Annotated in this window: 17 protein-coding genes; 10 read left to right on the plus strand and 7 right to left on the minus strand. The window is 71.0% G+C overall.

Annotation, left to right across the window (positions count from 1 at the left end):
• The first annotated feature begins 43 nt into the window (after window positions 1–43).
• Window positions 44–676: a LysE family translocator gene (locus tag HPY32_RS36130; protein ID WP_067588891.1), complete on the plus strand. Its 633-nt coding sequence runs from the start codon at window positions 44–46 to the stop codon at window positions 674–676.
• A 1-nt stretch (window position 677) separates the two neighbouring features.
• Here the strand turns inward: HPY32_RS36130 and HPY32_RS36135 are convergent, their stop codons facing one another.
• The 3 genes from HPY32_RS36135 to HPY32_RS36145 form a co-directional block, all read right to left on the minus strand.
• Window positions 678–2828: an MMPL family transporter gene (locus HPY32_RS36135; RefSeq protein ID WP_309247570.1), complete on the minus strand. Its 2151-nt coding sequence runs from the start codon at window positions 2826–2828 to the stop codon at window positions 678–680.
• Window positions 2780–3313: a WKL family lipoprotein gene (locus tag HPY32_RS36140; protein WP_067588889.1), complete on the minus strand. Its 534-nt coding sequence runs from the start codon at window positions 3311–3313 to the stop codon at window positions 2780–2782. Before HPY32_RS36140 ends, HPY32_RS36135 begins: the two co-directional genes overlap by 49 nt.
• A gap of 120 nt (window positions 3314–3433) precedes the next feature.
• Window positions 3434–3790 (minus strand): hypothetical protein, encoded by a 357-nt coding sequence (locus tag HPY32_RS36145; RefSeq protein WP_067595887.1) that lies wholly within the window; start codon window positions 3788–3790, stop codon window positions 3434–3436.
• 200 nt (window positions 3791–3990) lie between these two features.
• Between HPY32_RS36145 and HPY32_RS36150 the strand changes: the two genes are divergently transcribed.
• The 5 genes from HPY32_RS36150 (at window position 3991) to HPY32_RS36170 (ending at window position 9343) form a co-directional block, all read left to right on the plus strand.
• Window positions 3991–5028: a YncE family protein gene (locus HPY32_RS36150; RefSeq protein WP_171983237.1), complete on the plus strand. Its 1038-nt coding sequence runs from the start codon at window positions 3991–3993 to the stop codon at window positions 5026–5028.
• A complete protein-coding gene (locus HPY32_RS36155) occupies window positions 5028–5300 on the plus strand; it encodes a DUF5703 family protein (RefSeq protein ID WP_067588887.1) in 273 nt (90 codons plus the stop codon). The genes HPY32_RS36150 and HPY32_RS36155 overlap by 1 nt, the downstream gene beginning before the upstream one ends.
• Before the next feature lie 8 nt (window positions 5301–5308).
• Window positions 5309–6415 carry a quinone-dependent dihydroorotate dehydrogenase gene (locus HPY32_RS36160; RefSeq protein ID WP_067588885.1) on the plus strand — a complete coding sequence of 369 codons (1107 nt, stop codon included), beginning with the start codon at window positions 5309–5311 and terminating at the stop codon, window positions 6413–6415.
• Between the two features lie 452 nt (window positions 6416–6867).
• Window positions 6868–7710 (plus strand): GTP cyclohydrolase II, encoded by an 843-nt coding sequence (locus HPY32_RS36165; protein ID WP_156674503.1) that lies wholly within the window; start codon window positions 6868–6870, stop codon window positions 7708–7710.
• Window positions 7711–7864: 154 nt separating this feature from the next.
• Window positions 7865–9343, plus strand: a complete 1479-nt coding sequence (locus tag HPY32_RS36170; protein WP_067588881.1) for a PfkB family carbohydrate kinase — start codon at window positions 7865–7867, stop codon at window positions 9341–9343.
• Between the two features lie 9 nt (window positions 9344–9352).
• On the opposite strand, the gene HPY32_RS36175 is transcribed toward HPY32_RS36170, so the two are convergent.
• Window positions 9353–13570: an alpha/beta fold hydrolase gene (locus tag HPY32_RS36175; protein ID WP_171983238.1), complete on the minus strand. Its 4218-nt coding sequence runs from the start codon at window positions 13568–13570 to the stop codon at window positions 9353–9355.
• Window positions 13571–13803: 233 nt separating this feature from the next.
• Here HPY32_RS36175 and HPY32_RS36180 point away from each other — a divergent pair, with 233 nt between their 5' ends.
• Window positions 13804–15633 (plus strand): AMP-dependent synthetase/ligase, encoded by a 1830-nt coding sequence (locus HPY32_RS36180; protein WP_067588873.1) that lies wholly within the window; start codon window positions 13804–13806, stop codon window positions 15631–15633.
• Between the two features lie 268 nt (window positions 15634–15901).
• Here HPY32_RS36180 and HPY32_RS36185 read toward each other — a convergent pair whose 3' ends face one another.
• The 3 genes from HPY32_RS36185 to HPY32_RS36195 are packed head-to-tail and all read right to left on the minus strand — an operon-like array spanning window position 15902 to window position 18245.
• Window positions 15902–16438, minus strand: coding sequence for a YbhB/YbcL family Raf kinase inhibitor-like protein (locus HPY32_RS36185; protein ID WP_067588871.1), 537 nt, complete (start codon window positions 16436–16438; stop codon window positions 15902–15904).
• A 22-nt stretch (window positions 16439–16460) separates the two neighbouring features.
• On the minus strand, window positions 16461–17858 hold the full coding sequence (locus tag HPY32_RS36190) for a M20/M25/M40 family metallo-hydrolase (protein WP_216676745.1): 1398 nt from the start codon (window positions 17856–17858) through the stop codon (window positions 16461–16463).
• A 30-nt stretch (window positions 17859–17888) separates the two neighbouring features.
• Complete coding sequence (locus HPY32_RS36195; protein ID WP_067588869.1) at window positions 17889–18245, minus strand: winged helix-turn-helix transcriptional regulator; 357 nt, start codon at window positions 18243–18245, stop codon at window positions 17889–17891.
• 144 nt (window positions 18246–18389) lie between these two features.
• Here HPY32_RS36195 and HPY32_RS36200 point away from each other — a divergent pair, with 144 nt between their 5' ends.
• The 3 genes from HPY32_RS36200 (at window position 18390) to HPY32_RS36210 (ending at window position 21453) form a co-directional block, all read left to right on the plus strand.
• Entirely contained in the window at window positions 18390–19259 is an 870-nt protein-coding gene (locus HPY32_RS36200; protein ID WP_067588867.1) for an NAD(P)-dependent oxidoreductase, read from the plus strand.
• A gap of 263 nt (window positions 19260–19522) precedes the next feature.
• The gene (locus tag HPY32_RS36205; protein WP_231951659.1) at window positions 19523–20797 is read left to right on the plus strand and encodes a sensor histidine kinase; all 1275 of its coding nucleotides are present in this window, start codon (window positions 19523–19525) and stop codon (window positions 20795–20797) included.
• Complete coding sequence (locus HPY32_RS36210; RefSeq protein WP_067588863.1) at window positions 20794–21453, plus strand: response regulator; 660 nt, start codon at window positions 20794–20796, stop codon at window positions 21451–21453. The genes HPY32_RS36205 and HPY32_RS36210 overlap by 4 nt, the downstream gene beginning before the upstream one ends.
• The last annotated feature ends 114 nt before the right edge of the window (window positions 21454–21567 follow it).

The following is a 21567-nucleotide window of genomic DNA, read 5'->3' on the forward strand; positions in this document are numbered from 1 at the left end:
CCACCGCTGGGCACCGGCCCCGATCCCCGCTACCGTCGGGGGAATGCATCACCCTCTGCTGTTCGTGCTGGCAGCCCTCACCCTGATCGCGATCCCCGGCCCCAACCACCTCTACATCACCGCGCGCAGCATCGCCGAAGGACGACGCGCCGGAATGCTGTCGGCGCTCGGCGTCGAGACCGGGACGCTGGTGCACGTCGCGGCCGCCGCCGCGGGACTGTCGGCGCTGATCGCCGCCTCGGCCACCGCGTTCGGGGTGCTGCGCTACGCGGGCGCGGCGTATCTGGTGTATCTGGCCTACCGGACGCTGCGCGGCGGGGACGAGCCGAACAAGGTTGCGGTGCAGGCGCGTCCACCGCACCGGGTGTATCTGGACGGGATGCTGGTGAACCTGTTCAACCCGAAGGTGATCCTGTTCTTCCTCGCCTTCCTGCCGCAATTCGTCGACCGCGGCGCGGGCGCGGTACCGCTGCAGATGGCCGTGCTCGGGCTGATCACCGCGCTCATCGGGCTGGTCGCGGACTTCGTGTACGCCATCGGCGCCGGCTCGATCGGCGGCTGGCTGCGCGAACGCCCCGCCTTCCGCCGCCGCCAGCGCTACGCCACCGGCCTGATCTACCTGGCCCTCGGCGCGGCCGCCGCCTTCGCCGGGCCCGAACCCCGCCACACCGCCTGACTCAGCGCCACACCAGTTTCAGCACCGCCGGGGTCAGCAGCATCCGAATCACGGTGGCGTCCAGCACCAAGGCCGCGATCATGCCGTAGGCGATGTACTTCATCAACACCAGATCCGAGAAACCGAACGCGCCGGTCACCACGATGAGAATCGCCGCGGCGGAGGTGATCACACCGCCGGTGTGCGCGATCCCGTACCGGACCGCCGCCGCCGGGGGCGCACCCGCCGCCCGCGCCTCGGCCATCCGCGACTGCAGAAACACCTCGTAATCGGTCGACAACCCGAACAGCACCGCCACGATCAACACCAGCACCGCGAACATCAGCGGCTGCGGCGTGAACCCGAACAGCCCCGCCCCGTGCCCCTCCACGAAGATCCAGGTCAAAACGCCCAGCGCGGCGCCCAGCGACAGCGCGCTGAACACCACCGCCTTCACCGCCAGCACCAGCGACCGAAACGCCGCATACATCAACACGATCGCCGCCGCCACCAGGATCGCGATCAGCAGCGGCAACCCGCCCAACAGGCCGTGAATCGCGTCGTACTCCAGCGCCGGCACCCCCGCCACCATCACCCGCACCCCCGGCGGCGCCGCGATCGCGCGCAGCGTGGCGATCGCCGCGTCCGCGTCGCTCTTGCGCACCAGCCCGGTCTGCAGCACATTCACCCCGTCGGTGGTCGGGGCCGCCGCCTCGAACGGACCGGTCAGCCCCGGCGCGAAATTCGCCTGAAACCGGATATCGGACAGCTGCCGCGCATCCGCGCCCACCACCACCAGCTTCAACGGCTCGGTCCGGAAATCCGGGAACAACGCGTCGAACTGCTCCTGCGCCACCCGCGCCGGATTGTCGGCCGCCAGATAGCGTTCGCTCAACCCCCCGAAAGCGATGTGCCGGAACGGAATCAGCAACACCAGCAGCAACCCCAGCACCGGCACGATCACCCGCGCCGGGCGGCGCATCGCCACATCGGCCAGCCGCGCGAAGAACCCGCGATCGATCTGCTCGGCGGTGCGGATACCGGCGAACCGGCCCCACCCCCACAGATCGATGCGCCGCCCCACGATACTCAACGCCGCCGGCAACGCCGTCACCGACAACACCGCCGCCAGCAGCACCGAACTGATCCCCCCGTAGGGCACCGACCGCAGCACCCCGTTCGGATAGATGAACAACGCCCCCAGGCTCACCGCGATGATCGCCGCCGAGAACAACACCGTGCGCCCCGCCGTGGCCACCGTGCGGGCGGTGGCCTCCTCCACACTGCGCCCGCCCGCCAACTCCTCCCGGAACCGGGTCACCGCGAACAACCCGTAATCGATCGCCAAACCCAGACTCACCAAAGTGACCACCGCGCTGGCGAACACGTTCACCTGGATGTGCGCGGTGAGCAGCCGCATGATGCCCTGGCTGCCCAGAATCGTCATCCCCCCGATCAACACCGGCAGCAGCGCCCCCACCACCCCGCCGAACACGAAATACAGCAGGATCGCCACCAGCGGCAGCGCGATCAGCTCCGCCCGGTGGATATCGCGCTGCATCCCGATATTGATGCCCTCCACCACCGGCTGCAACCCCGCCAGCCGCACCGTCGTGCCCCCCGGCCCCGCCCCCGCCGCGCCCGCACCCAGATCGTGCTCGATGGCCAGATAATTGGTCACCGTCTCGGTGTCCGCGCCGCGCAACCCGATGCTCGCGAACGCGTGCGTGCGCGACGCGTCGGCGAACGCGCCCATCATCGGGCCGTCGAAATAGCTGTCGATCTTCTGGATCCGGTCGGGATGGGCCGCCCGCAGCCGCGCCAGCGCCGCGGCCACCGCCTCCCGCACCGACGGCGTGTCCACCGTGGCGCCCGGCGGGGCGGTGTAGAGGACGATCACATCGGCGTCGCGGTCGCGGCCGAAGGTGCGGTCGGCCAGCTGCGAGGCCACCACCGACTCGCTGTGCTCGTCGAACCAGCCGCCCTGCGTCAGCCGCGACCCCAGATCCCGCCCATAGAACCCGGACGCCGCCACCGCGACCAGCAACACCGCGAACACCAGCAGCCGGTGCCGGTGCACGAACCGCCCCCACCGCAGCAGCCCCACCTCCAGCATGCCCGGACTCAGCCGCAGGCCGGGGTCTTGTAATCGGCCGAGCGCAGAATCCCGCACAGATCATCGCGGGAGATCTTCCACATCCCGTCCACATCCACGAAGTGCACGATCGTGGTGCGCACGTTGTCCCCGGTCCCGTCCTTGTCCAGGCGCATGGTCGCGGTCAGGGTGCCGTCGTGGTTGTCGAACACCGGATCGGTCACCCCGTACACCGCGCGCGGATTGTCGTGCATCGCCTTGTACATGTCCGGGATCGCGTCTGTGAACGCCGCCCCGTCCTGGATCAGCGCGGTGCGGTCGCTGTCGGGCAGCGACGGATCCAGCGCCCGCTTGATCTGGGAATCCAGCTGCGCGGCCGTGGGAATCGGCGGCCTGTTCGCGCTACTGGCGGCCGCGGCCGCCGCCGACGACGTCAGCGCCGCGTACGCCGAGGACCGCGCCGCCGCCACCGACGCCTCGTCCGGGCCGCTGTCACACGCTGCCGCCGCCACCGCGAGCAACACCAGCACCCCTGCGCTGCGGGCCGATCGTCGCACTGCCATCCCCATCCTCGGCGGGTCGAAGTTACCGGACGTTCACCTACAGTCTTCCACGACCGGCCGCCAACCCCCGGCATCTGCCGCGCGGGCGCGCAAACCGCTGGCCGACAGCGGTTTCCGCGCTCACATACCGTCGATCACCGCGCCCAGGCGACCCAGCAGCGTCCGCACCGCCGTGGTGTCGCGGGCCGCCGCGGCGGGCACCGCCACCGCGGCCGGGATCAGATCGCGCACCAGCGCGGTGACGCTGCGCTCGTCGTCGAGATCGATATCGGTGACCGGGGCGCACGCCACGGCCACCACATCCTCCGGGCCGGGCACATCGGCGTCCAGGCCCGCGCGGTAGATCTCGAGGGTGACGGTGGCGCGCACCGTGCGGAAGGCGAACCAGCGTCCGTCCGCGGTCGTGCCGAAACCGTGCGCGAACGGACCAACGGTAATGTCTTCGACGACACATCCAGACGTGTGGTCTGTTTTCAACCGGGTCTCCCTGCATCGGCTGCTGGTCACCTCCACGGTAACCCCCGGCGCCGACATTCCGGTCGGTCGCCGATGTCACGTCAGGTAATTGTCGCCCGATCCTTCCCGCCGGAACCACCCCGGTGAGCGGGGCCGGTCGGCAATCATGGTCAGATGACGAGGTAGGCACGAGCGGTGGTCGGTGAAAGGGAGTGCGGGGCATGCACAGTCGCGGCGGAACCCGGGCGGTGTGGTCGGCGGTGCTCGCGGCCACCACGGCGGTGACACTGCTGACCGGATGCTCGGCCCGCAACGCCGACAGCGCCGAACCCGGACCCGGGGCCGGACCCGCCCCCGCCAGCGCGGCCCTCGCCCCCGTCCCGGCCGCGGCGCCCACCGGCACCGTCACCCCGGCCGCCCCGATCGCGGCGCTGCTGTCCGAGCCCGCCACCGGCCGCCTGGCCGCGCTCGACGCCGACGGCGTCACCGTGCGGCTGCTCGACCCCGCCACCGGCGACACCCGCACCGCCACCCTGCCCGCCCGCGCCACCGCCCTGGCCCCCGGCGCGCCCGGCGAGATCCTCGCGCCCGCGGGCCGCCAGATCGTGCACATCGCCGCCACCACCGCCGCCGTGCGGTCCACCCCGATCGACGGCGACGTGCGCGCGGTCACCCGCCGCGACGACGACAGCCTCGCCGCCGGGCTCGCCGACGGCCGGGTGCTGATCCTGGACCCCGACGGCCATGTCCGCCAGACCATTCCCGGCCTCGGCCGCATCGACGGCATCGCCGCCGCGGGCGACGCGGTCGCCGTGCTCGACCGCGCCCAGACCAGCCTCACCCAGCTCGACCTGACCCGCGACCACGCCGGACTGGCGCTGCGCGCGGGCACCGGCGCCACCACCGTGCTCGCCGACCACTACGGGCGGCTGCTGGTCGCCGACACCGCCGGCGGCGCGCTGCTGGTGTACACCGCCGATCCGCTCGTGTTGCGACAAAGGTTCCCGGTAGGCTCGGCGCCCTATGCGCTCGCCTACGATCAGCGGGCCGAGACGGTGTGGGTGACGCAGACGAGCAGCAACGAAGTCGTCGGTTTCGACCTGTCGAGAGGTATACCGGAGGAAGTGGGCCGATGCGCGACGGTGCGGCAGCCGAATTCGGTCACTGTCGACGACCGCACCGGCGACATGTTCGTGGGGTCCGCCACCGGTGACGGTCTGCAGCGGATCGGCGCGGACCAGAGGAAGAGAGGGCACTGATGACTCGAGCCTCGACGCCCCGTTCGCCACGCAGGCGCTCATCACTCCCGGCCAGCTGGGAGGAGGAGGCCACCGAAGAAGGAGAATACGAGTACGTGCCGTTACGACTACCGCCCGACGTGACCCGGGTGACCGCATCCATGCGCCTGGCCATCCAGGCCGAATTCGGTGGCTGGGAACTGTCGCGGGTGCGCGCCTACACCGACGGCAGCCGCCGGGTGCTGCTGCGGCGCCCCAAGACCACCCGCCCGGCCACGGAACCGGGGATGTGAGGGGCGCCATGTACTCGCTCCTGCTGCGCCTGATGTTCCTGGTGCCGCCCGAACGCATCCACCACCTGGCCTTCGCCGCGATGCGCCTGGCCACCCGCTTCGCCCCCACCCGGCGGCTGGCGGCCGCGCTGCTGGTCACCGACGACCCGCTGCTGCGCACCACCGCCTTCGGCGTCGAGTTCCCGGCCCCGATCGGCCTGGCCGCCGGGTTCGACAAGGACGCCGAGGGCGTCAACGCCTGGGGCCCACTGGGTTTCGGCTTCGCCGAGATCGGCACCGTCACCGCGCAGGCGCAGCCGGGCAACCCCGCGCCGCGACTGTTCCGGCTGCCCGCCGACCACGCGCTGATCAACCGGATGGGCTTCAACAACCACGGCGCCGCCGCCGCGGCCGAACGACTGCGCACCCGCCGCCCCGGCAGCGTGCCCATCGGCGCCAACATCGGCAAAACCAAGATCACCCCCGCCGCGCGCGCCGCCGACGACTACGCCACCAGCGCCCGCCTGCTCGGCCCGCTCGCCGATTTCGTGGTCGTCAACGTCAGCTCCCCCAACACGCCCGGCCTGCGCGACCTGCAGGCCGTGGAATCGCTGCGGCCGCTGCTGCGCGCGGTGCTCGACAGCGTCGCCGCCGGAGCGCAGCAGGCCCGCGACCGCACGCCGGTGCTGGTGAAGATCGCCCCCGACCTGTCCGACGACGACATCGACGCGGTCGCCGACCTCGCCGTGGAACTCGGGCTCGCCGGGATCGTGGCCACCAACACCACCATCCGCCGCGACGGCCTGGCCACCCCCGCCGCCGAGGTCGCCGCCATGGGCGCGGGCGGCCTGTCCGGTCCCCCCGTCGCCGAGCGCTCCCTCGAGGTGCTGCGCCGCCTCTACGCCCGCGTCGGCGACCGCCTGGTGCTGATCTCGGTCGGCGGCATCGAAACCGCCGACCAAGCCGTCGACCGCATCCTCGCCGGCGCCACCCTGCTGCAGGGCTACACCGGCTTCATCTACGGCGGCCCGTTCTGGACCCGCCGCCTGCACCGCGGCATCGCCGCCCGCCTGCGCGCCCAGGGCTTCACCAGCCTCACCGAGGCCGTCGGCGCGGAACACAAGACCCGCGCCTGAACGACCCGCCGCAGGCCAGCATCACCGTGCATCGCACCCAGGAGTGCGGGCTGCCAACCGATTTCGGGACCGCAGCCCGCACCACCGCGCGCAATCACCGGGTGTGACAAACAGCACACTCTCGGAAAATGCGGTTTGCTCAGCATCTTTCGGCAAATGGCGTTATTGGGCGGGTGTGGCCGCAATTGGCAGGCCGGAAGCCGGGCAAACTCCCTCGATTGGGCTTATCGTCGGCAGCAGCGAATACGACGCCGGACGGAGGTGCCGCGGGCCATGGCGCGACGACCTCCCTCCGGCGTCCCGCGCACCGATGGGAATCGATTGTGCCGCACCGGCATCGCCACCGACGCGCACCCATCGGCCCACGGGTACGGTTCCACCCCTGACGAAGACCCCGGCGAGTTGTGCGCGTCGCGGCCCGGATCGGTGTTCCGCTCAACGGTTTCGGAGGAATGTTGGACACAGCAGAAATCAACCTGGAGGACACCCGGCATATGTACTCCCGCAAGGGGATCCGGCTGCCGCTGCGAGTCATGGAACTGGCCTACGGCGACGACTTCGCCGAGGTTCTGATCTTCGGTGAGATCGCCGCCGGCTGCCTGGTCCGCATCCATTCCCGCTGCCTGTTCGGCGACGTCATCGGCACCGACGACTGCGACTGCGGCCCCCAGCTGGACAAAGCGCTGGACAAGATCTTCGACAACGGCGGCGGTGTACTGATCTACCTGCACCAGGAGGGACGCGGCGCGGGCCTGATCGCCAAGGCGCGCGGACTACGCCTGTCCGAGGCAGTCGACTACGACACCTTCACCGCCTACTGCGCCCTCGGCTACCCGCCCGACAACCGGTCCTACATCCTGGCCGCCATCGCCCTCGACAAACTCTCGGCATATCTGCCGCAACCCCTGGCCGCGATCGGCCTGCTCACCAACAACCCCGAGAAGGAGGCGGCGCTCGCCACCGGCCGCCGGGTCACGGTCATACCGCTGTGGACTCGCGCGCGCACCGAGCGCGAACGCCGCTACCTCGCGGCGAAAGTCCGGCGCGGGCACCTGAATCCGCCGCCGGAACTCACCGAGCCCGGCAGCGGCGGCCGCCCCGGCCTGCAACTGCTCGGCCCGCTCGCCCTCGCCACCGTGCTCGTCGCCGGAACACACTACGGCCTGCGCCCCCGGCCCGCCCGCGCCGAGCACCCGACGGCGAAGGCCGCCGAGCGGATGCGAGCGCTGCTCGACAGCGCCGTGGACCTGCTCACCCCGCTCCCGCTCCCCGAGGCATTCCCCACCCCCGCCTGAGAAAACGCCCGCGCAGCGCCCGGTAAGCAATCCGGCAAATGCCGGTGCACGCGGCTTATCGCCGGGTTACCTTGGCTCTGAACACTTTTCTCGTCCCCACCCGCCGATCGCGCGCCTATGTGGGGCCGGGGCACCCGATGACAGAGGTATCGAGGTGGGGCAACAGGATGCGGTGATCGCCGTGCGGGCGGTGCTGGTGCGGTTGGGCAAACGGTCCGGCCTCAGCCCCACCCGCCTGGCCAGCACCGAAATCGACGCTACCCCCCTGCTGAACCTGCCCGTCGTCCGCCGGCACGTGTGCCGATCCGGTCGTCCCCCGGAGGAGACCGCCGTCGTCGTCATCCGCGCCCTCGTGCATCGGCTCCCGCCCACCGAACGCATCATCGCCGACGCGGTCCTGGCCCTGGGCACCCTCGACGAGGCGGGCAGCCCCGCCGCCGACGTCGACTTCCACCGGCTCTACGCCGCCGAACTCGGCGAACGCCGGGAATACCTGAGCCGATGCTGGCAGGCCCTGCACACCGTCGTCTCCGCCCGCCCGCCCGCGGCCGCGCCGACGGTCCGGCAGCTGCGGGTGCGGCTCGAGCACAGCGCCTACACCGAACTGGCGCGGCTGCTCGTGGACGCCTCCGACGATCCCGCGCTGCAGCCCGAAACCACCACCGCGCCACCGGAATCCACCGACCGGCGCGCGGTCACCGTCGTCGGCGACGCGGTCACCGAACACCTGTACCGGGTCGATCGCCCACCGCTGCCGGGCACCACCGTCCGCGGGAGCACCAGCGAACACTTCGGCGGCAAGGGATTGGGCCGCGCCGTCGCCATCGCCCGCCTCGGGCTGACCGTGCGGCTGCTGTGCGCGATCGGCGACGACCCGGCCGGCCAACGACTGCTCGCCTACCTGCGCGCCCACCGCGTCGACACCACACTGGTGAAGGTCGTCCCCGGCGCCGCCACCCCCGCCGACGCGCGCATCCTCACCGGCCCCGGCGAGGCGTCGGAAATCCATTGCAGCGCCGACCGCACCAGCCTCACCGTCGCCGACCTGCGCACCACCCAGATCCGGCGCGCGCTCACCGGCGCGGCCGCGGTGCTGGCGACCCTCGAACAACCGGCGCCCGTCGTCGAGGCCGTCCTCGCCGCGCTCGACACCCAGCCCGAACGCCCCTGGCTGATCCTGCACGCCGCGCCCGCCATCCCCGAACCGCAAGGGCTGTACCGATATCTGTGGACCGTCGACTACCTCATCGGCACCGAGCACGAACTGCGCGCCCTGGTTCCCGGCGCCGACACCGACACCGCCGACACCGTGCTGTATCTGCGGATGCTGGGCGCGCGCGCCGTCTGCGTCCTCGGCGACGACCGCTGCCGGATCACCACCGACGACCTCGATCTCGACATTCCGCTGTCACCGGCGTTCCTGCACGCCGGTCCCGGCGCGCACGCCGCGTTCGCCGCCGCGCTCACCCATCGGCTGCTCGACGCGCACCGCCCGGCCGCCGAGAGCGACTTCCGCTGGGCGGCCGCGGCGATGGTCGCCGCCCAATCCCTGGACGGCACCCCCGACGCCATGCCCAGCCTCGATCGCATCGACCGCATCCTCGAACTCGGCGCCCAGTACAGCAGCGCGTAACCGCCTCCCCTACAACCACATCCGCAACTGCGACAAACTCCCCAGCACCAGATTGCGCGCCAGCCCCGCGCGCAGGAAATCCTCCCGCGTCTCCAGACCCGTCAGCACCGCCAGGAAGGCCACCCCGTTGCCGGTGGCGGCCAGATGGTCGCGGACGCTGTCGCCGATATAGAGGACCTGCGCGCGGGCGATACCCGCCGCCGCCAGCGCGGCCAGGGTCGGGTGCAGCACCCGCGGATCCGGTTTGTGCACCTCGGACTGCTCACAGCCGCGGACCTCGTCGAAACAGTCCAGCACACCCAGGGCCGCCAGATCCTGCACGATCAGCGCGCGGCTGCCGGAGCCGACGATCGACAGCGACACCCCGCGCTGGCGCAGCCGCCGCAGCACCGACACCGCCGCCGGGGTCGGCCGCGGCGGTTGCGCGGCCATCGCCTGCCGATAGCGGGGCACGAATACCGCCGGATCGACGGTGGGGACCAGGGCCCGGACCAGCGCGTCGAACGGCCGCCCCCACGCCGCCCGGATCGTCGAGATCTCCAGCTCCACACCGAATTCCGCGGCGGTGCGGCGCAGCACCGGCCAGCGGGCCCGCATGGTCGCCGCCAGGGTGTCGTCGAAATCGAACACCACCGCGCGGCACCCGGCGAGCAGTTCGGGCACCGTCGGCCGCGGCGGGCCGACCTCCCCGGCGGCGCGCGGCAGATTCTCCGCGATCAGCGCCGCCTCGGCCGCGGGCTCGGCCATGCCCAGCAGCCCGAACAACTCACCCGCCGCGGCCGCATGCCGCCCGGCCTCCGCGAACCGGCGCTCGCTCACCTCGATCCCGGCCAACCCCAGATGACAGCGCCCGCGGGTACTCGGCCGATTCACCCGGGTGGCCAGCTCCAGGCCGCGCTCGAACAGGGGACGGGCATCGCGGAGGTTCTCCGACTCGTAGAGCGCGTGGGCCAGATGGCTCAGCGTGATCGCCATCCCCTCCACCGCGCCCGCTTGTTCGTCCAGCCGCCGCGCCTGCTCGAATGTCGCGATGGCGTCGGCCAATTCGCCCTCCCGCACCGCGCACATGCCCAGCTCCACCAGGGTGGCGGCGCGGCCCTCGTCGTCGGCGGTCGCCGCCGCCGACTCCAGCACCGTGCGATAGAGCGCGCGGGCCGCGGCCGGATCACCGGTGCGGGAGGCGATATGGGCGCGCAACCGGATCGTCTCCCGGCGGTCGGCGCCGGAGGCGTCGCGCGGCAGCGCCGCCTCGCTGCGCGCCAGCCAGCGCGCCGCCTCGGCGTAGTCACCCAGGCGCACGTGCACCCGCCCGATCAGCGCGCACTGCCGGGCCAGCGCGACCGCCTCGCCCGCCGCCTCGGCCGCCGACGCCGCATTCCCGCACAGCCGCAACCGATCCCGCCAATACCCGCGCCCCCACAGGAATCCCGCCATCGCCTCGGCATACCGGACGACATCGAGCAGATCGGTCCGCTCCCGCGACACCATCGCGCGGGCGAACGCCGCCTCCGCGAACGCCACCACATTGTCGCGCTCGACCTCCAGCGCCCGCACCCGATCGGCGCGGGTGCACACCTCCGCCTCGGCGACCGCGAAATCCCGGTAGTAGCGGATCAGCCGATCCTGCAGACAGGCGCGCCGCCGCTCGTCGCCCGCGAGTCGGCGCAGCGCGTAGGCGCGGGTCAGCGGATGCAGCCGGAATCGGCCCGAACTGGTCAGGCCGCCGCGCACGATATCGACCAGGGAGGCGTCCACGATGCGGCGAATCTCGCGGCTCACCTGCGCACCCCGCGCGTCGAGCACGAATTCGATCGCCTCCCGCGACACCGACGCCGGATGCAGCGCGATACACAGAATGATCGTCTCCGCGCCCCCGAATTCGGCGAGCAGCCGATGCCAGGTGCGGTCGAAGATCGCGTCGAACAGCGCCGCATCGCTGGCGCTGCGCAGATGCGCGGTCACCGAATTCAATTCGTCGCCATACCGGATCTGCCCCAGCGTCAGCCGGATCGCGAACGGATTACCGCCCGTCGCCGCCAGATAATCGGCCATCAGATCCAGGCTGCCGCGGGTCAGCTCCGCCATACCCAGCCGATGCGCCTCCTCCAGCACCAGATCCCGGCGCGCGGGCTCGTCCAGACCGCCGATATCCACCGACCACGCCTCACCGGAATACCGCTGCCGCGCGGTGACCAGCACCTTGCTGCGGGTCGCGTCGATCCGGGCCAGGAAATCGGGAATATCGCAGTCACAGGTGTCGTCGAAATCGTCCAGAATCAGCAGGCAGCGTTCGTCGTTGATCCGCTCCACCGCACGATCGAGCTTGTCCGGCATCGGAAGCGCCCGCAGATGCGGATAACCCAGCACCCGCGACACGGTATCGAGCAACGCGTCCAGGGTGCGCCCGGTCGACCGATCACACCACACAATAGTGTCGAAACACGGTGCACCACCCGAAGATTCACCACCCACACACCGCCACGCCGTCCGATTCGCCAGCGCCGACTTCCCCATACCACCCAGCCCCGAAATCGACACCACCCGCCGATGCGACGCCAACCCCTCCAGCACCCGCCGCAATTCACCGACCCGATCGAAGAACGCATCCGAGGGCCGAACCAGATTGTGCCGCACCGCCACCCCCGCCCCCGACTCGGAAACAGGCGTACGAACCGGCGTCTCGAGCAACCACGCCCCACCACCCGCGCCACCCGCACCCGCCGCCCCCACCATCGCGGCCCCACCCGATGCCCCCGCTATCGCTGCCCCACCTGGTGCGCCCACTATCGCCGCCCCACCTGGTGCCCCCGCAATCGCCGCCCCACCTGGTGGGCCCGCAATCGCCGCCTCGGCTGATGTGCCCGCCGCCGCCGTCCCACCTGGCGGACCCGCCGTTGTCGTCCTAGGCGGCGGACCCGCCGTTGTGGCCCCGTCCGGTGACCCCTCTGTCGTCCCGATCGGTGAGCCCGCCGTCGCCCCAGCTGGTGAGCCCGCCCTGGTCTCGGTCGGCGGACCCACCATCGTCATCCCGACCGGCGGACCTGTCGTGGTCTCGTTCAGCGGACCCGCCGTTGTCATCCCCGCCGGTGAGCCCGCCGTCATCTCGGTCGGCGAACCCGCCATCGTCATCCCGACCGGCGGACCTGTCGTGGTCTCGTTCAGCGGACCCGCCGTTGTCATCCCCGCCGGTGAGCCCGCCGTCATCTCGGTCGGCGAACCCGCCATCGTCATCTCGACCGGCGGGCCCGCCATCGTCTCGGTAGGCGTCCCCGCAGTCGCCATCCTGGTCGGCGGGCCTGCGATCGCCTCGGTCGGCGGACCCTCCGCCGTCATCCCGGTCGGCGTCCCCGCCATCGTCATTCCAGCTGGCGTATCCACCGTCCCCATCCCGGTCGGCGTATCTACCGCCGTCATCCCGGACGGCGGACCTACCGCCGTCGTCTCGGCTGGCCTACCAACCACTGTCGTCTCGGCTGGCGTACCAACCACCGTGATCCCGGCATGCTTTTGGCCGGGATCACCCCCACCCAGCACCGTCAGCAAATGGCTGCGCAATGCCGTGAACGTCCGCGCCGTCGACGATTTCGCCTCGATAATCGAGAAATGGTCGCCCGGCAGCGCCTTCGCATTCGGAAAAGCCCCGCGCGCCGACGTCGGCGTCACCACCTTGTCCGTGGTGCCCGCATACACGTGGATCGGGATGGGGCAGTTCTGCGCATCCACGGTGGCGGCGTACTGAATTCGCTGCACCACCACCCGATGCGCCTCGGCCACTTTCTCGTTCAGCGGCCGCAACTGCCGCTCCTGCGGATGGAACCAGAATTTCGCCACCCGCCGAAACAGGATGCCCAGTTCCGATCCGGAATTCGGGCACGCGAACATCACCACCGCCTTGATCCGCGCCAGATCCCGCGCCCGGCCCGCCCCGACCATCCGCGCCAGATACCGCTGAATGATCAGACCACCCTGACTGTGCCCCACCAGCGCCACCTTCGCGTACCCGGCCACCTCCACATCGAGGAAGGTCGCCATATCGTCGGCGATCACGTCGTAATCGGGAATGGCGCGCAACGGATGCAGCCGGACGCGGGGACTGGCATAGGTCATGTGGAACAGATCGCAGCGCACCCCGAGCGCGGGATCCTCGCCGATGCGGGCATCGATGTCGGACCAGGTCGCCTGCGACGAGAACAGGCCGTGCACCAACACCACCGCGAGATCGGACATGGACGACTCCCCCTCATCGAGCCGACTGTCGACAGCGCCGACAATACGCCGCTCACCGCCCCGCGACGCGGGAATGGCTGCGACGCTTGTCGTTTCACATCACCGCCGCAGAAATCCGACCCGTCCGTCGGTGACCGCGCATTCGCCCGAAACCGTGGATAGGATGGGTGAGCCGCGTCACGGACCGGCCCGGGGGGAGGCGGAACGCATCAACGGGATCGGGAACAGGAAATATGACGACAGAAATCGGTTTCACCCACCAGTCCGGGGTCACAGTCCACACCGTGCCCGAGGCGTTCCAGCAGACCGTCATGTTACGGCCCGATCAGGTCGCGCTGCGCACCGTCGGCGGCACCCAGCAGATCACCTGGCGCGACTACGACCGGCGGGTGCGCGCCATCGCCGCGGGCCTGGCCAAACTCGGTGTGCGCCACGGCGACACGGTCGCCCTCATGCTGACCAACCGGCCGGAATTCAACCTGGTCGACACCGCCGCCCTGCACCTGGGCGCCACCCCGTTCTCGGTGTACAACACCAGCTCCGCCGAGCAGATCAAACACCTGTTCACCAACGCCGAGAACCGGATCGCCGTCACCGAGCGCGCCTTCCTGGACGCGGTGCGCGGCGCGGGCGTCGACCTCGAGCACCTCATCGTCGTCGACGGCCCGGCCGCCGACACGCTGTCGCTGGCCGACGTGGAGGCCGACCCGGCCCCCGACTTCGACTTCGACGCCGCCTGGCAGGCCGTGCGCCCCGACGATCTGGTCACCCTCATCTACACCTCCGGCACCACCGGCCCCTCCAAGGGCGTGGAGATCACTCACAGCAATGTGGTCGCCCAGATCGCCGGGCTGATGCGCGGCCCGCTCATCGTCGGCCTCGACGACCGCGGCGTGTCCTACCTGCCCGCCGCGCACGTCGCCGACCGCATCTCCGGGCACTGCGCGAACCTGTTCACCGGCATCGCCCTCACCTGCGTGCCCGATCCGCGCGAGATCGCCGCCGCCCTGCCCGACGCCCGCCCCACCGCGTTCTTCGGCGTGCCGCGGGTATGGCAGAAACTCAAGGCCGGTATCGACGCCCGGCTCGCCACCGAACCCAGCCCGGTGAAGAAGGCGCTCGCGCACTGGGCTCTCGGCGTCGGTGTCGCCGCCGCCCGCGCCCGCCTCACCGGCGGCCCGGCCCGGCCGCTGCTGGCCGTCCAGCACACACTCGCCGACGCGCTGGTGCTGTCGAAACTGCGCGCCGCCCTCGGCATGGACGAGCTGCGGGTGGCGTCCTCCGGCGCCGCCGCCATCCCGCCGGAAACCCTGGAATTCCTGCTCGGACTGGGCTTCACGGTCACCGAGGTGTGGGGCATGTCCGAGACCAGCGGTGTCGGCACCTTCACCGAACTGGACAAGCCGCGGCCCGGCTCGGTCGGCCGCGCCCTCGACGGCGTGGAACTGCGCCTGGACACCGACGGCGAGCTGCTGGTGCGCGGCGCGATCGTCACCCCCGGCTACCGCAAGATGCCCGACAAGACCGCCGAGGCCATCGACGCCGACGGCTGGCTGCACACCGGCGACGTCGCCACCATCGACGCCGACGGCTATGTGACGATCGTGGACCGCAAGAAGGAACTGATCATCACCGAGGCCGGAAAGAACATCTCCCCCACCAATATCGAGAACGCGGTGAAGGCCGCCTCCTCCCTGGTCGGTCAGGTGGTCGCGGTCGGCGACGCCCGCCCCTACATCACCGCCCTGATCGTGCTCGACCCCGACACCGCCGCCGTGCGCGCCAAGACGCTCGGCATCCCCGACGCTCCCCTCGCCACCCTGGCCACCCGCCCCGAACTCGTCGAGGAGATCACCGCCGCCGTCCGATCCGGCAACACCAAGATCTCCCGCGTCGAGCAGATCAAACGCTTCCGCATCCTGCCCACCGCCTGGGAACCCGGCGGCGAGGAGATCACCCCCACCCTCAAACTCAAGCGCCGCCCCATCAGCACCAAATACGCCGCCGAGATCGCCGAACTCTACGGCGACGCGGCATCCGACGGCGTGATCGACGTCAAGTAGCGCACGAAAAATGCCGGGGCCCCGGGCAATTCACCCGCGCGGCCCCGGCCTCGCGCTAACAATGATCCCGGCATCGCATCAACCGAAGGTCCCGGCATCGCGTCAACTCATGGTCCCAGCATTACATTAACTCACGGTCCCGACATTGCATTGACCCATGGTCCCGGCGTTGCATTAACCCATAGCCCCGGCATTGCGTCCAACCTATGGTCCCGGCATAGCGTCCAACCTATGGTCCCGGCGTGCTTTTGGCCGGGACCTACCGCCCCTACGTCTGCTCGTAGGTGGCCACGATCTGCGCCCGCCCGATCGCGTGCGAGAACAGATTGAACCCCAGAAACGCCGGGGTGGCATTCGCGTCGATGCCCAGGCTGTCCACATCCACCGCGTGCACGGTGATGATGTAGCGGTGATGGCCGTGCCCGGCGGGCGGGGCGGCGCCGACGAATCCGGCGAAACCGCCGTCGTTGCGCAGCGCGATCGCCCCCGCCGGAAGCGCACCGCCCTCGCTGCCCGCCCCGCGCGGCAGCGACGTCACCGACGCCGGAATGTCGGCGATCGCCCAGTGCCAGAACCCCGACGCGGTCGGCGCGTCCGGGTCGTAGACGGTGACCGCGAAACTCTTGGTCCCGGCCGGGAATCCGGACCACGACAGCTGCGGGGAGATGTCCTTGCCGCCCGCACCGAACACGCCGCTGACCTGATCGTTGCCGAACGGCTGCCCGTCGGTCACGTCCTCGGAGGTCAGCGCGAACGTCGGCAGCTGCGGCAGCGCGGCGTACGGGTTGTGGGAATAGTCGGGCACGATGGGCCGTCCTTTCGAATCGTCAGCTGTGCAGAAGGAAATGCTCCAGGACCTTGGTGCCGAATTCCAGCGCGTCCACCGGCACCCGCTCGTCGACCCCGTGGAACAGCGCCGAGAAGTCCAGCTCCGGCGGCAGCCGCAGCGGCGCGAAGCCGAAGCAGCGAATCCCCAAGCGCGCGAACGCCTTCGCGTCGGTGCCGCCGGACAGCATGTAGGGCACGGTGCGACCGTCCGCGTCGTGGGCGAGGATGGCGTCGTTCATCGCGTCGACCAGATGCCCGTCGAAGGTCGTCTCGTAGGAGTCCAGGTGGGTGATCCACTCCCGCTCCACATCCGGGCCGATCAGCTCGTCGACCTCGCGCTCGAACGCGGCCTGCCGCCCCGGCAGCACCCGGCAGTCGATCACCGCCTCCGCCGTCTGCGGAATCACGTTCGCCTTGTACCCCGCGCGCAGCATCGTCGGATTCGCGGTGTCGCGCAGCGTCGCGCCGATGATGCGGGAGATGGTGCCCAGCTTCGCGAGCTGGCCCTCGATATCGGGCCCGGACGGATCGAAGTCGATGCCGGTCTCCTCGCTCACCGCGGCCAGGAATTCGGCCACCGAATCCGAGATCACCAGGGGGAAGGTGTGTTTGCCCAGCCGCGCCACCGCATCGGCGAGAATGGTCACCGCGTTGTCGTCGTGCAGGAACGAGCCGTGCCCGGCGCGGGCCTTGGCGCGCAACCGCATCCAGCCCAACCCCTTCTCCGCGGTCTCCACCAGATACAGCCGCCGCTCGGTCCCGTCGCGGCGCGGCACCGTCAGCGAGAAGCCGCCGACCTCACCGACCGCCTCGGTGACCCCTTCGAACAGATCGGGTCGGTTGTCGGCCAGCCACTGCGACCCCCAGCGGCCGCCGTTCTCCTCGTCGGCCAGGAACGCGAACACCAGATCGCGCGGCGGCACCGTGCCCTCGATCTTGAACTGGCGGGCCACCGCCAGCATCATGCCGACCATATCCTTCATATCGATCGCGCCACGGCCCCACACATATCCGTCGCGGACCGCACCGGAGAACGGATGCACACTCCAGTCGCCGGCCTCGGCGGGCACCACATCCAAATGACCGTGGATCATCAACGCACCCCGGCTGGGATCGGCGCCGGCCAGCCGCGCGAACACATTGCCGCGGCCCGGCGCACCCGATTCCACGTACTCGGTGGTGTACCCGGCCTGGTGCAACTGGTCCGCTACCCACTGCGCGCACTCACGCTCACCCTTGGTGGTCGCCAGATCGCCCGTATTGGAGGTGTCGAACCGGATCAGCGTGCTGACCAGCTCCACCACCTCCGATACCGCGCGGGACGTGCTCTCGGATCGGAACTCTTCACCAGTTGCAGACACACCTCCTTTCCTACCATTGCCCGCGGCCGCGGCCATGCGTTGGTCGCAGCGTGCGCGCAACCGCGTTCACCCGGCGTGCTCCACCCGCTCGGCGCCGATGGCGGCGATCCGGTGCTGCCCCCACCGCCCCAGCGGCGCCAGGGCGGCATTGAGCGACACACCGTCGGGGGTCAGCGAATATTCCACCCGCGGCGGCACCTCCCGATACACCTCGCGGTGCACGATGCCGTCCTCCTCGAGCTCACGCAGCTGCTGGATCAGCATCTTCTCCGACACTCCGGGCAACCCGCGGCGCAGTTCCCCGAACCGGCGCGTGCCGTGCGTGTCCAACTCCCACAGGATCAGCGACTTCCACTTGCCGCCGACCACATCCATGGCCGCGTCGATCCCGCAGAAATATGGTCCGCATCTCTTCGTCCCCATGGCCCGGCCTCGCTACCTGTTCACACACCTGTCGGTAAGTACCGCACAAATTAGTAGGTACTTGGCGCACAAGGCAATACGGGCGAGCATGACTGTGGCGCGCCGATCGTTGTTTCCGCATCAGTCCCGAGGAGAAGATCCCCCATGCAATCCACCCCCACCCCCGTCACCGTGCTCGGCCTCGGCGCGATGGGCCGGGCGCTGGCCGCGGCGCTGATCGAGGGCGGGCATGCGGTCACCGTGTGGAACCGCACGCCCGGCCGCGACACCGCCCTGACCGCGCTCGGCGCGCGGGGCGCGGCCACCGCCGCCGAGGCCGTCCGCGGCGCGGGCCTGGTGATCGTGTGCCTGTTCGACCACGCGTCGGTGCACGAGACGCTCGACCCCGTCGCCGCCGACCTGACCGGGGCCGCGGTGCTGAACCTGACCAGCACCACACCGGACGAGGCGCGCGAACTCGCCCGCTGGGCAACCGATCACGCGCTGCCCTACCTGGACGGCGGAATCATGGCCATCCCCGAGATGATCGGGCAGCCCGGCTCCTCGATCCTCTACAGCGGCGCCCGCGCGGTGTTCGACACCCACCGGCCCGCGCTCGAATTGCTCGGCACCGCCGAATATTTCGGCGACGACGCCGGGACGGCCTCGCTGTACGACTTCGCGCTGCTGGCGGCCATGTACACGATGTTCGCCGGATTCCTGCACGGCGCGGCCATGATGCGCGCGGCCGGGGTCCCCGCCGCGGAGTTCGCCGACCGCGTCGTGCCGTTCGTGACGGCCATGTCGCACGCGGCGATCCGGCAGGGGCACACCATCGACACCGGCGACTACGGCAACCCGGTGCAGACGCTGAGCTTCCACAAGTCCGCCGTGGACGCGATCGTGCGGGCCACCCGCGACGCCGGTGTCGGCACCGAACTCCTCGGCGCGCTCAAGGCGCAGATCGACCGCCAAGTCGCCGACGGGCACGGCGGGGAGGCGTTCGAGCGGATCGTCGAAGGGCTCACCGCCTGAACCTCGCGGCCAGTGCCCGGTGCGCCGGGCACTGGCCCGAAACAGCGCTCCACAATCATCAACAGGACGAATGCCAGCGCCGACGTACCGTGGCGAGTCTGCGATCTGCACGACCTGCTCCCTTCGAGTTGGTTCCCCTCGCGCCTGGTCGATCTCCCATCACGTTATTCGCGGTGACCAGCGAAAACATCGCGCCGACGAGGGATTTGGCGTCCCCCGCTCGAGGGACGGCACGGCGCCCGGCCCGGGGTATCGTCCGTCTCGTGCAGGCGAACCCGACGCGGACATCCCGCGAGCGCACCGCGAACGCGGCCGCGCGGCGGTTGCTGCGCTCGCTGGCGGCCGTGCGCTCGTCCGGGTCGGCGGGCGCGCTCGAGCACGTCCGGGTGCGCCGCTCCCTGGCCCGGCAGTCGCTGCTGGTGGCGCTCGCCGCCGCCACCGTCGACACCGTGTTCATCGCACTGTCGGGCATGTTCGCCGCCTCCCCGGCGGCGGGCACCGCCATGGTGCTGTCCGTCGGCGCGGTCGACCTCGCGCTCGCCGCGCCGCCCAGCACCGCCGCCGCGGTCACCGTCGCCCAGGTGGTGCTGCGCGTGGTCGCGGCATGGCTGTTGCACCGCAACGGATTACCGGTCCGCGTCACCGATGTCGGATACCTGGTCGCGGGCTACCGCGCCGGCGCCTGGCTGTCGGACCGGGCCGCCCTGGTCGCGGTTCCGCTGCTGGCGATCGGCGCGTCCGGGGCCGGGGTGGCCGCCGGCGGCACCGTCGCCCGCGACTGGCGGCTGCTGCTCATCACCTGCGTCTCCGCGGGCATCGTGCCCTGGCTGGTGGGCCGCTACACCGCCGGCCGCAGCGCCTACATCGCCGAACTCGAACAGCGCGAACAACTTCGCCAGCAGCAACAGCACGCCGCCCTGGACCGGGCGCTGGCCGACGAGCGCGAGGCCATCGCCCGCGACCTGCACGACGTCATCTCCCACCACGTCAGCGCCATCGGAATCCACGCCGGCGCGGCACGATTGGCCCTCGCGGGCGACCCCGGCGCGGCCACCCGCTCGCTCACCGCCGTCGAAGACGCCAGCCGCGCCGCCATGGTCGACCTGCGCCGCCAGCTCGACCTGCTGCACGGCCGCGACGAGGCGGGCCGCCGCCAGCCCGGCCTCGCCGAGATCGAGGAACTGGTCGACACGGTGCGCGCCGCCGGGCTCGACGTCGAGGTCCACACCACCGGCGCGACCGCCGCCCTGCCCGAATCCCTCGACGTCATCGTCTACCGGATCGTGCAGGAACTGCTCACCAACGCCCTGCGCCACGGCAGCGGCTCCGCCCGGCTGTCGGTGCACCGGCGCCCCGACCGCATCCTCATCGAGGAAACCAACCCCGTTGCCGCGCACGACGATCCGCCCGGATCGCCGCATCGCGGCCTGGACGGCATCCGCCGCCGCGCCGACCTGTTCGGCGGCACCGTCGACCACGGCCGCGACCCCGCCGACCGGTGGCGCATCACCGTGTCCATCCCGATCGGAGCCGCATGACCACGATCCGCGTCCTGATCGCCGACGACCACGCCATGTTCCGCTCCGGGCTGCGCGCCGTGGTCGACGCCCACCCCGACACCGAATGCGTCGCCGACGTCGGCGACGGCCGCTCCGCCATCACCGAAACCGCCCGCCTGCACCCGGATGTCGCCATCCTCGACGTGCGCATGCCCAAACTCGACGGGCTCGCCGCCACCGAGGCCATCGTCGCCGCCGGCGGCACCCGCGTGCTGGTGCTCACCACCTACGACAGCGAGGCCGGGCTCGCCCGCGCCCTCGCCGCCGGCGCCAGCGGCTTCCTGTTGAAAACCCTGCCGCCCGAAGAACTGCTCGCCGCCATCCGGATCGCCGCCCGCGGCGACGCGGTCATCGACCCATCCATGACCCGCCGCCTCGCGGCCCGCTTCGCCGGTACCCTCGCCCCCGCCCCCGTCCCGCCCGAACTGGCCGCCCTCACCGCCCGCGAACACGAGGTCCTGCTCCTGCTCGCCGACGCCCGCAGCAACGCCGAGATCGCCGCCGCCCTCGGCGTCGGCGAGGAAACCGTCAAAACCCACGTCTCCCGCATCCTCGCCAAACTCGGCGTACGCGACCGCATCCACGCCGTCGTCTACGCCCACCAGCACGGACTGGCGTCAGCGAGCCGCCGGTGACACCAGCCCGTGCCGCAGCCTGCTCGGCGATGGCCCGCACACCATCACCGAGCGCGCCGAGACCATCGAACGCATCGACCCGAGGTGCATCGACTGCACACTGGCGGCGACTGC

Origin of the sequence: Nocardia terpenica (genome assembly GCF_013186535.1) — a bacterium.
Classification (GTDB): Bacteria; Actinomycetota; Actinomycetes; order Mycobacteriales; family Mycobacteriaceae; genus Nocardia; species Nocardia terpenica.

Bases quoted from the DNA above. Each gene is read 5' to 3' on its own strand.
- HPY32_RS36130 (WP_067588891.1), top strand. From the start codon at position 44: ATGCATCACCCTCTGCTGTTCGTGCTGGCAGCCCTCACCCTGATCGCG.
- HPY32_RS36140 (WP_067588889.1), bottom strand. From the start codon at position 3,313: ATGGCAGTGCGACGATCGGCCCGCAGCGCAGGGGTGCTGGTGTTGCTC.
- HPY32_RS36150 (WP_171983237.1), top strand. From the start codon at position 3,991: ATGCACAGTCGCGGCGGAACCCGGGCGGTGTGGTCGGCGGTGCTCGCG.
- HPY32_RS36155 (WP_067588887.1), top strand. From the start codon at position 5,028: ATGACTCGAGCCTCGACGCCCCGTTCGCCACGCAGGCGCTCATCACTC.
- HPY32_RS36160 (WP_067588885.1), top strand. From the start codon at position 5,309: ATGTACTCGCTCCTGCTGCGCCTGATGTTCCTGGTGCCGCCCGAACGC.
- HPY32_RS36165 (WP_156674503.1), top strand. From the start codon at position 6,868: ATGTTGGACACAGCAGAAATCAACCTGGAGGACACCCGGCATATGTAC.
- HPY32_RS36175 (WP_171983238.1), bottom strand. From the start codon at position 13,570: ATGTCCGATCTCGCGGTGGTGTTGGTGCACGGCCTGTTCTCGTCGCAG.
- HPY32_RS36180 (WP_067588873.1), top strand. From the start codon at position 13,804: ATGACGACAGAAATCGGTTTCACCCACCAGTCCGGGGTCACAGTCCAC.
- HPY32_RS36190 (WP_216676745.1), bottom strand. From the start codon at position 17,858: ATGGCCGCGGCCGCGGGCAATGGTAGGAAAGGAGGTGTGTCTGCAACT.
- HPY32_RS36195 (WP_067588869.1), bottom strand. From the start codon at position 18,245: ATGGGGACGAAGAGATGCGGACCATATTTCTGCGGGATCGACGCGGCC.
- HPY32_RS36200 (WP_067588867.1), top strand. From the start codon at position 18,390: ATGCAATCCACCCCCACCCCCGTCACCGTGCTCGGCCTCGGCGCGATG.
- HPY32_RS36210 (WP_067588863.1), top strand. From the start codon at position 20,794: ATGACCACGATCCGCGTCCTGATCGCCGACGACCACGCCATGTTCCGC.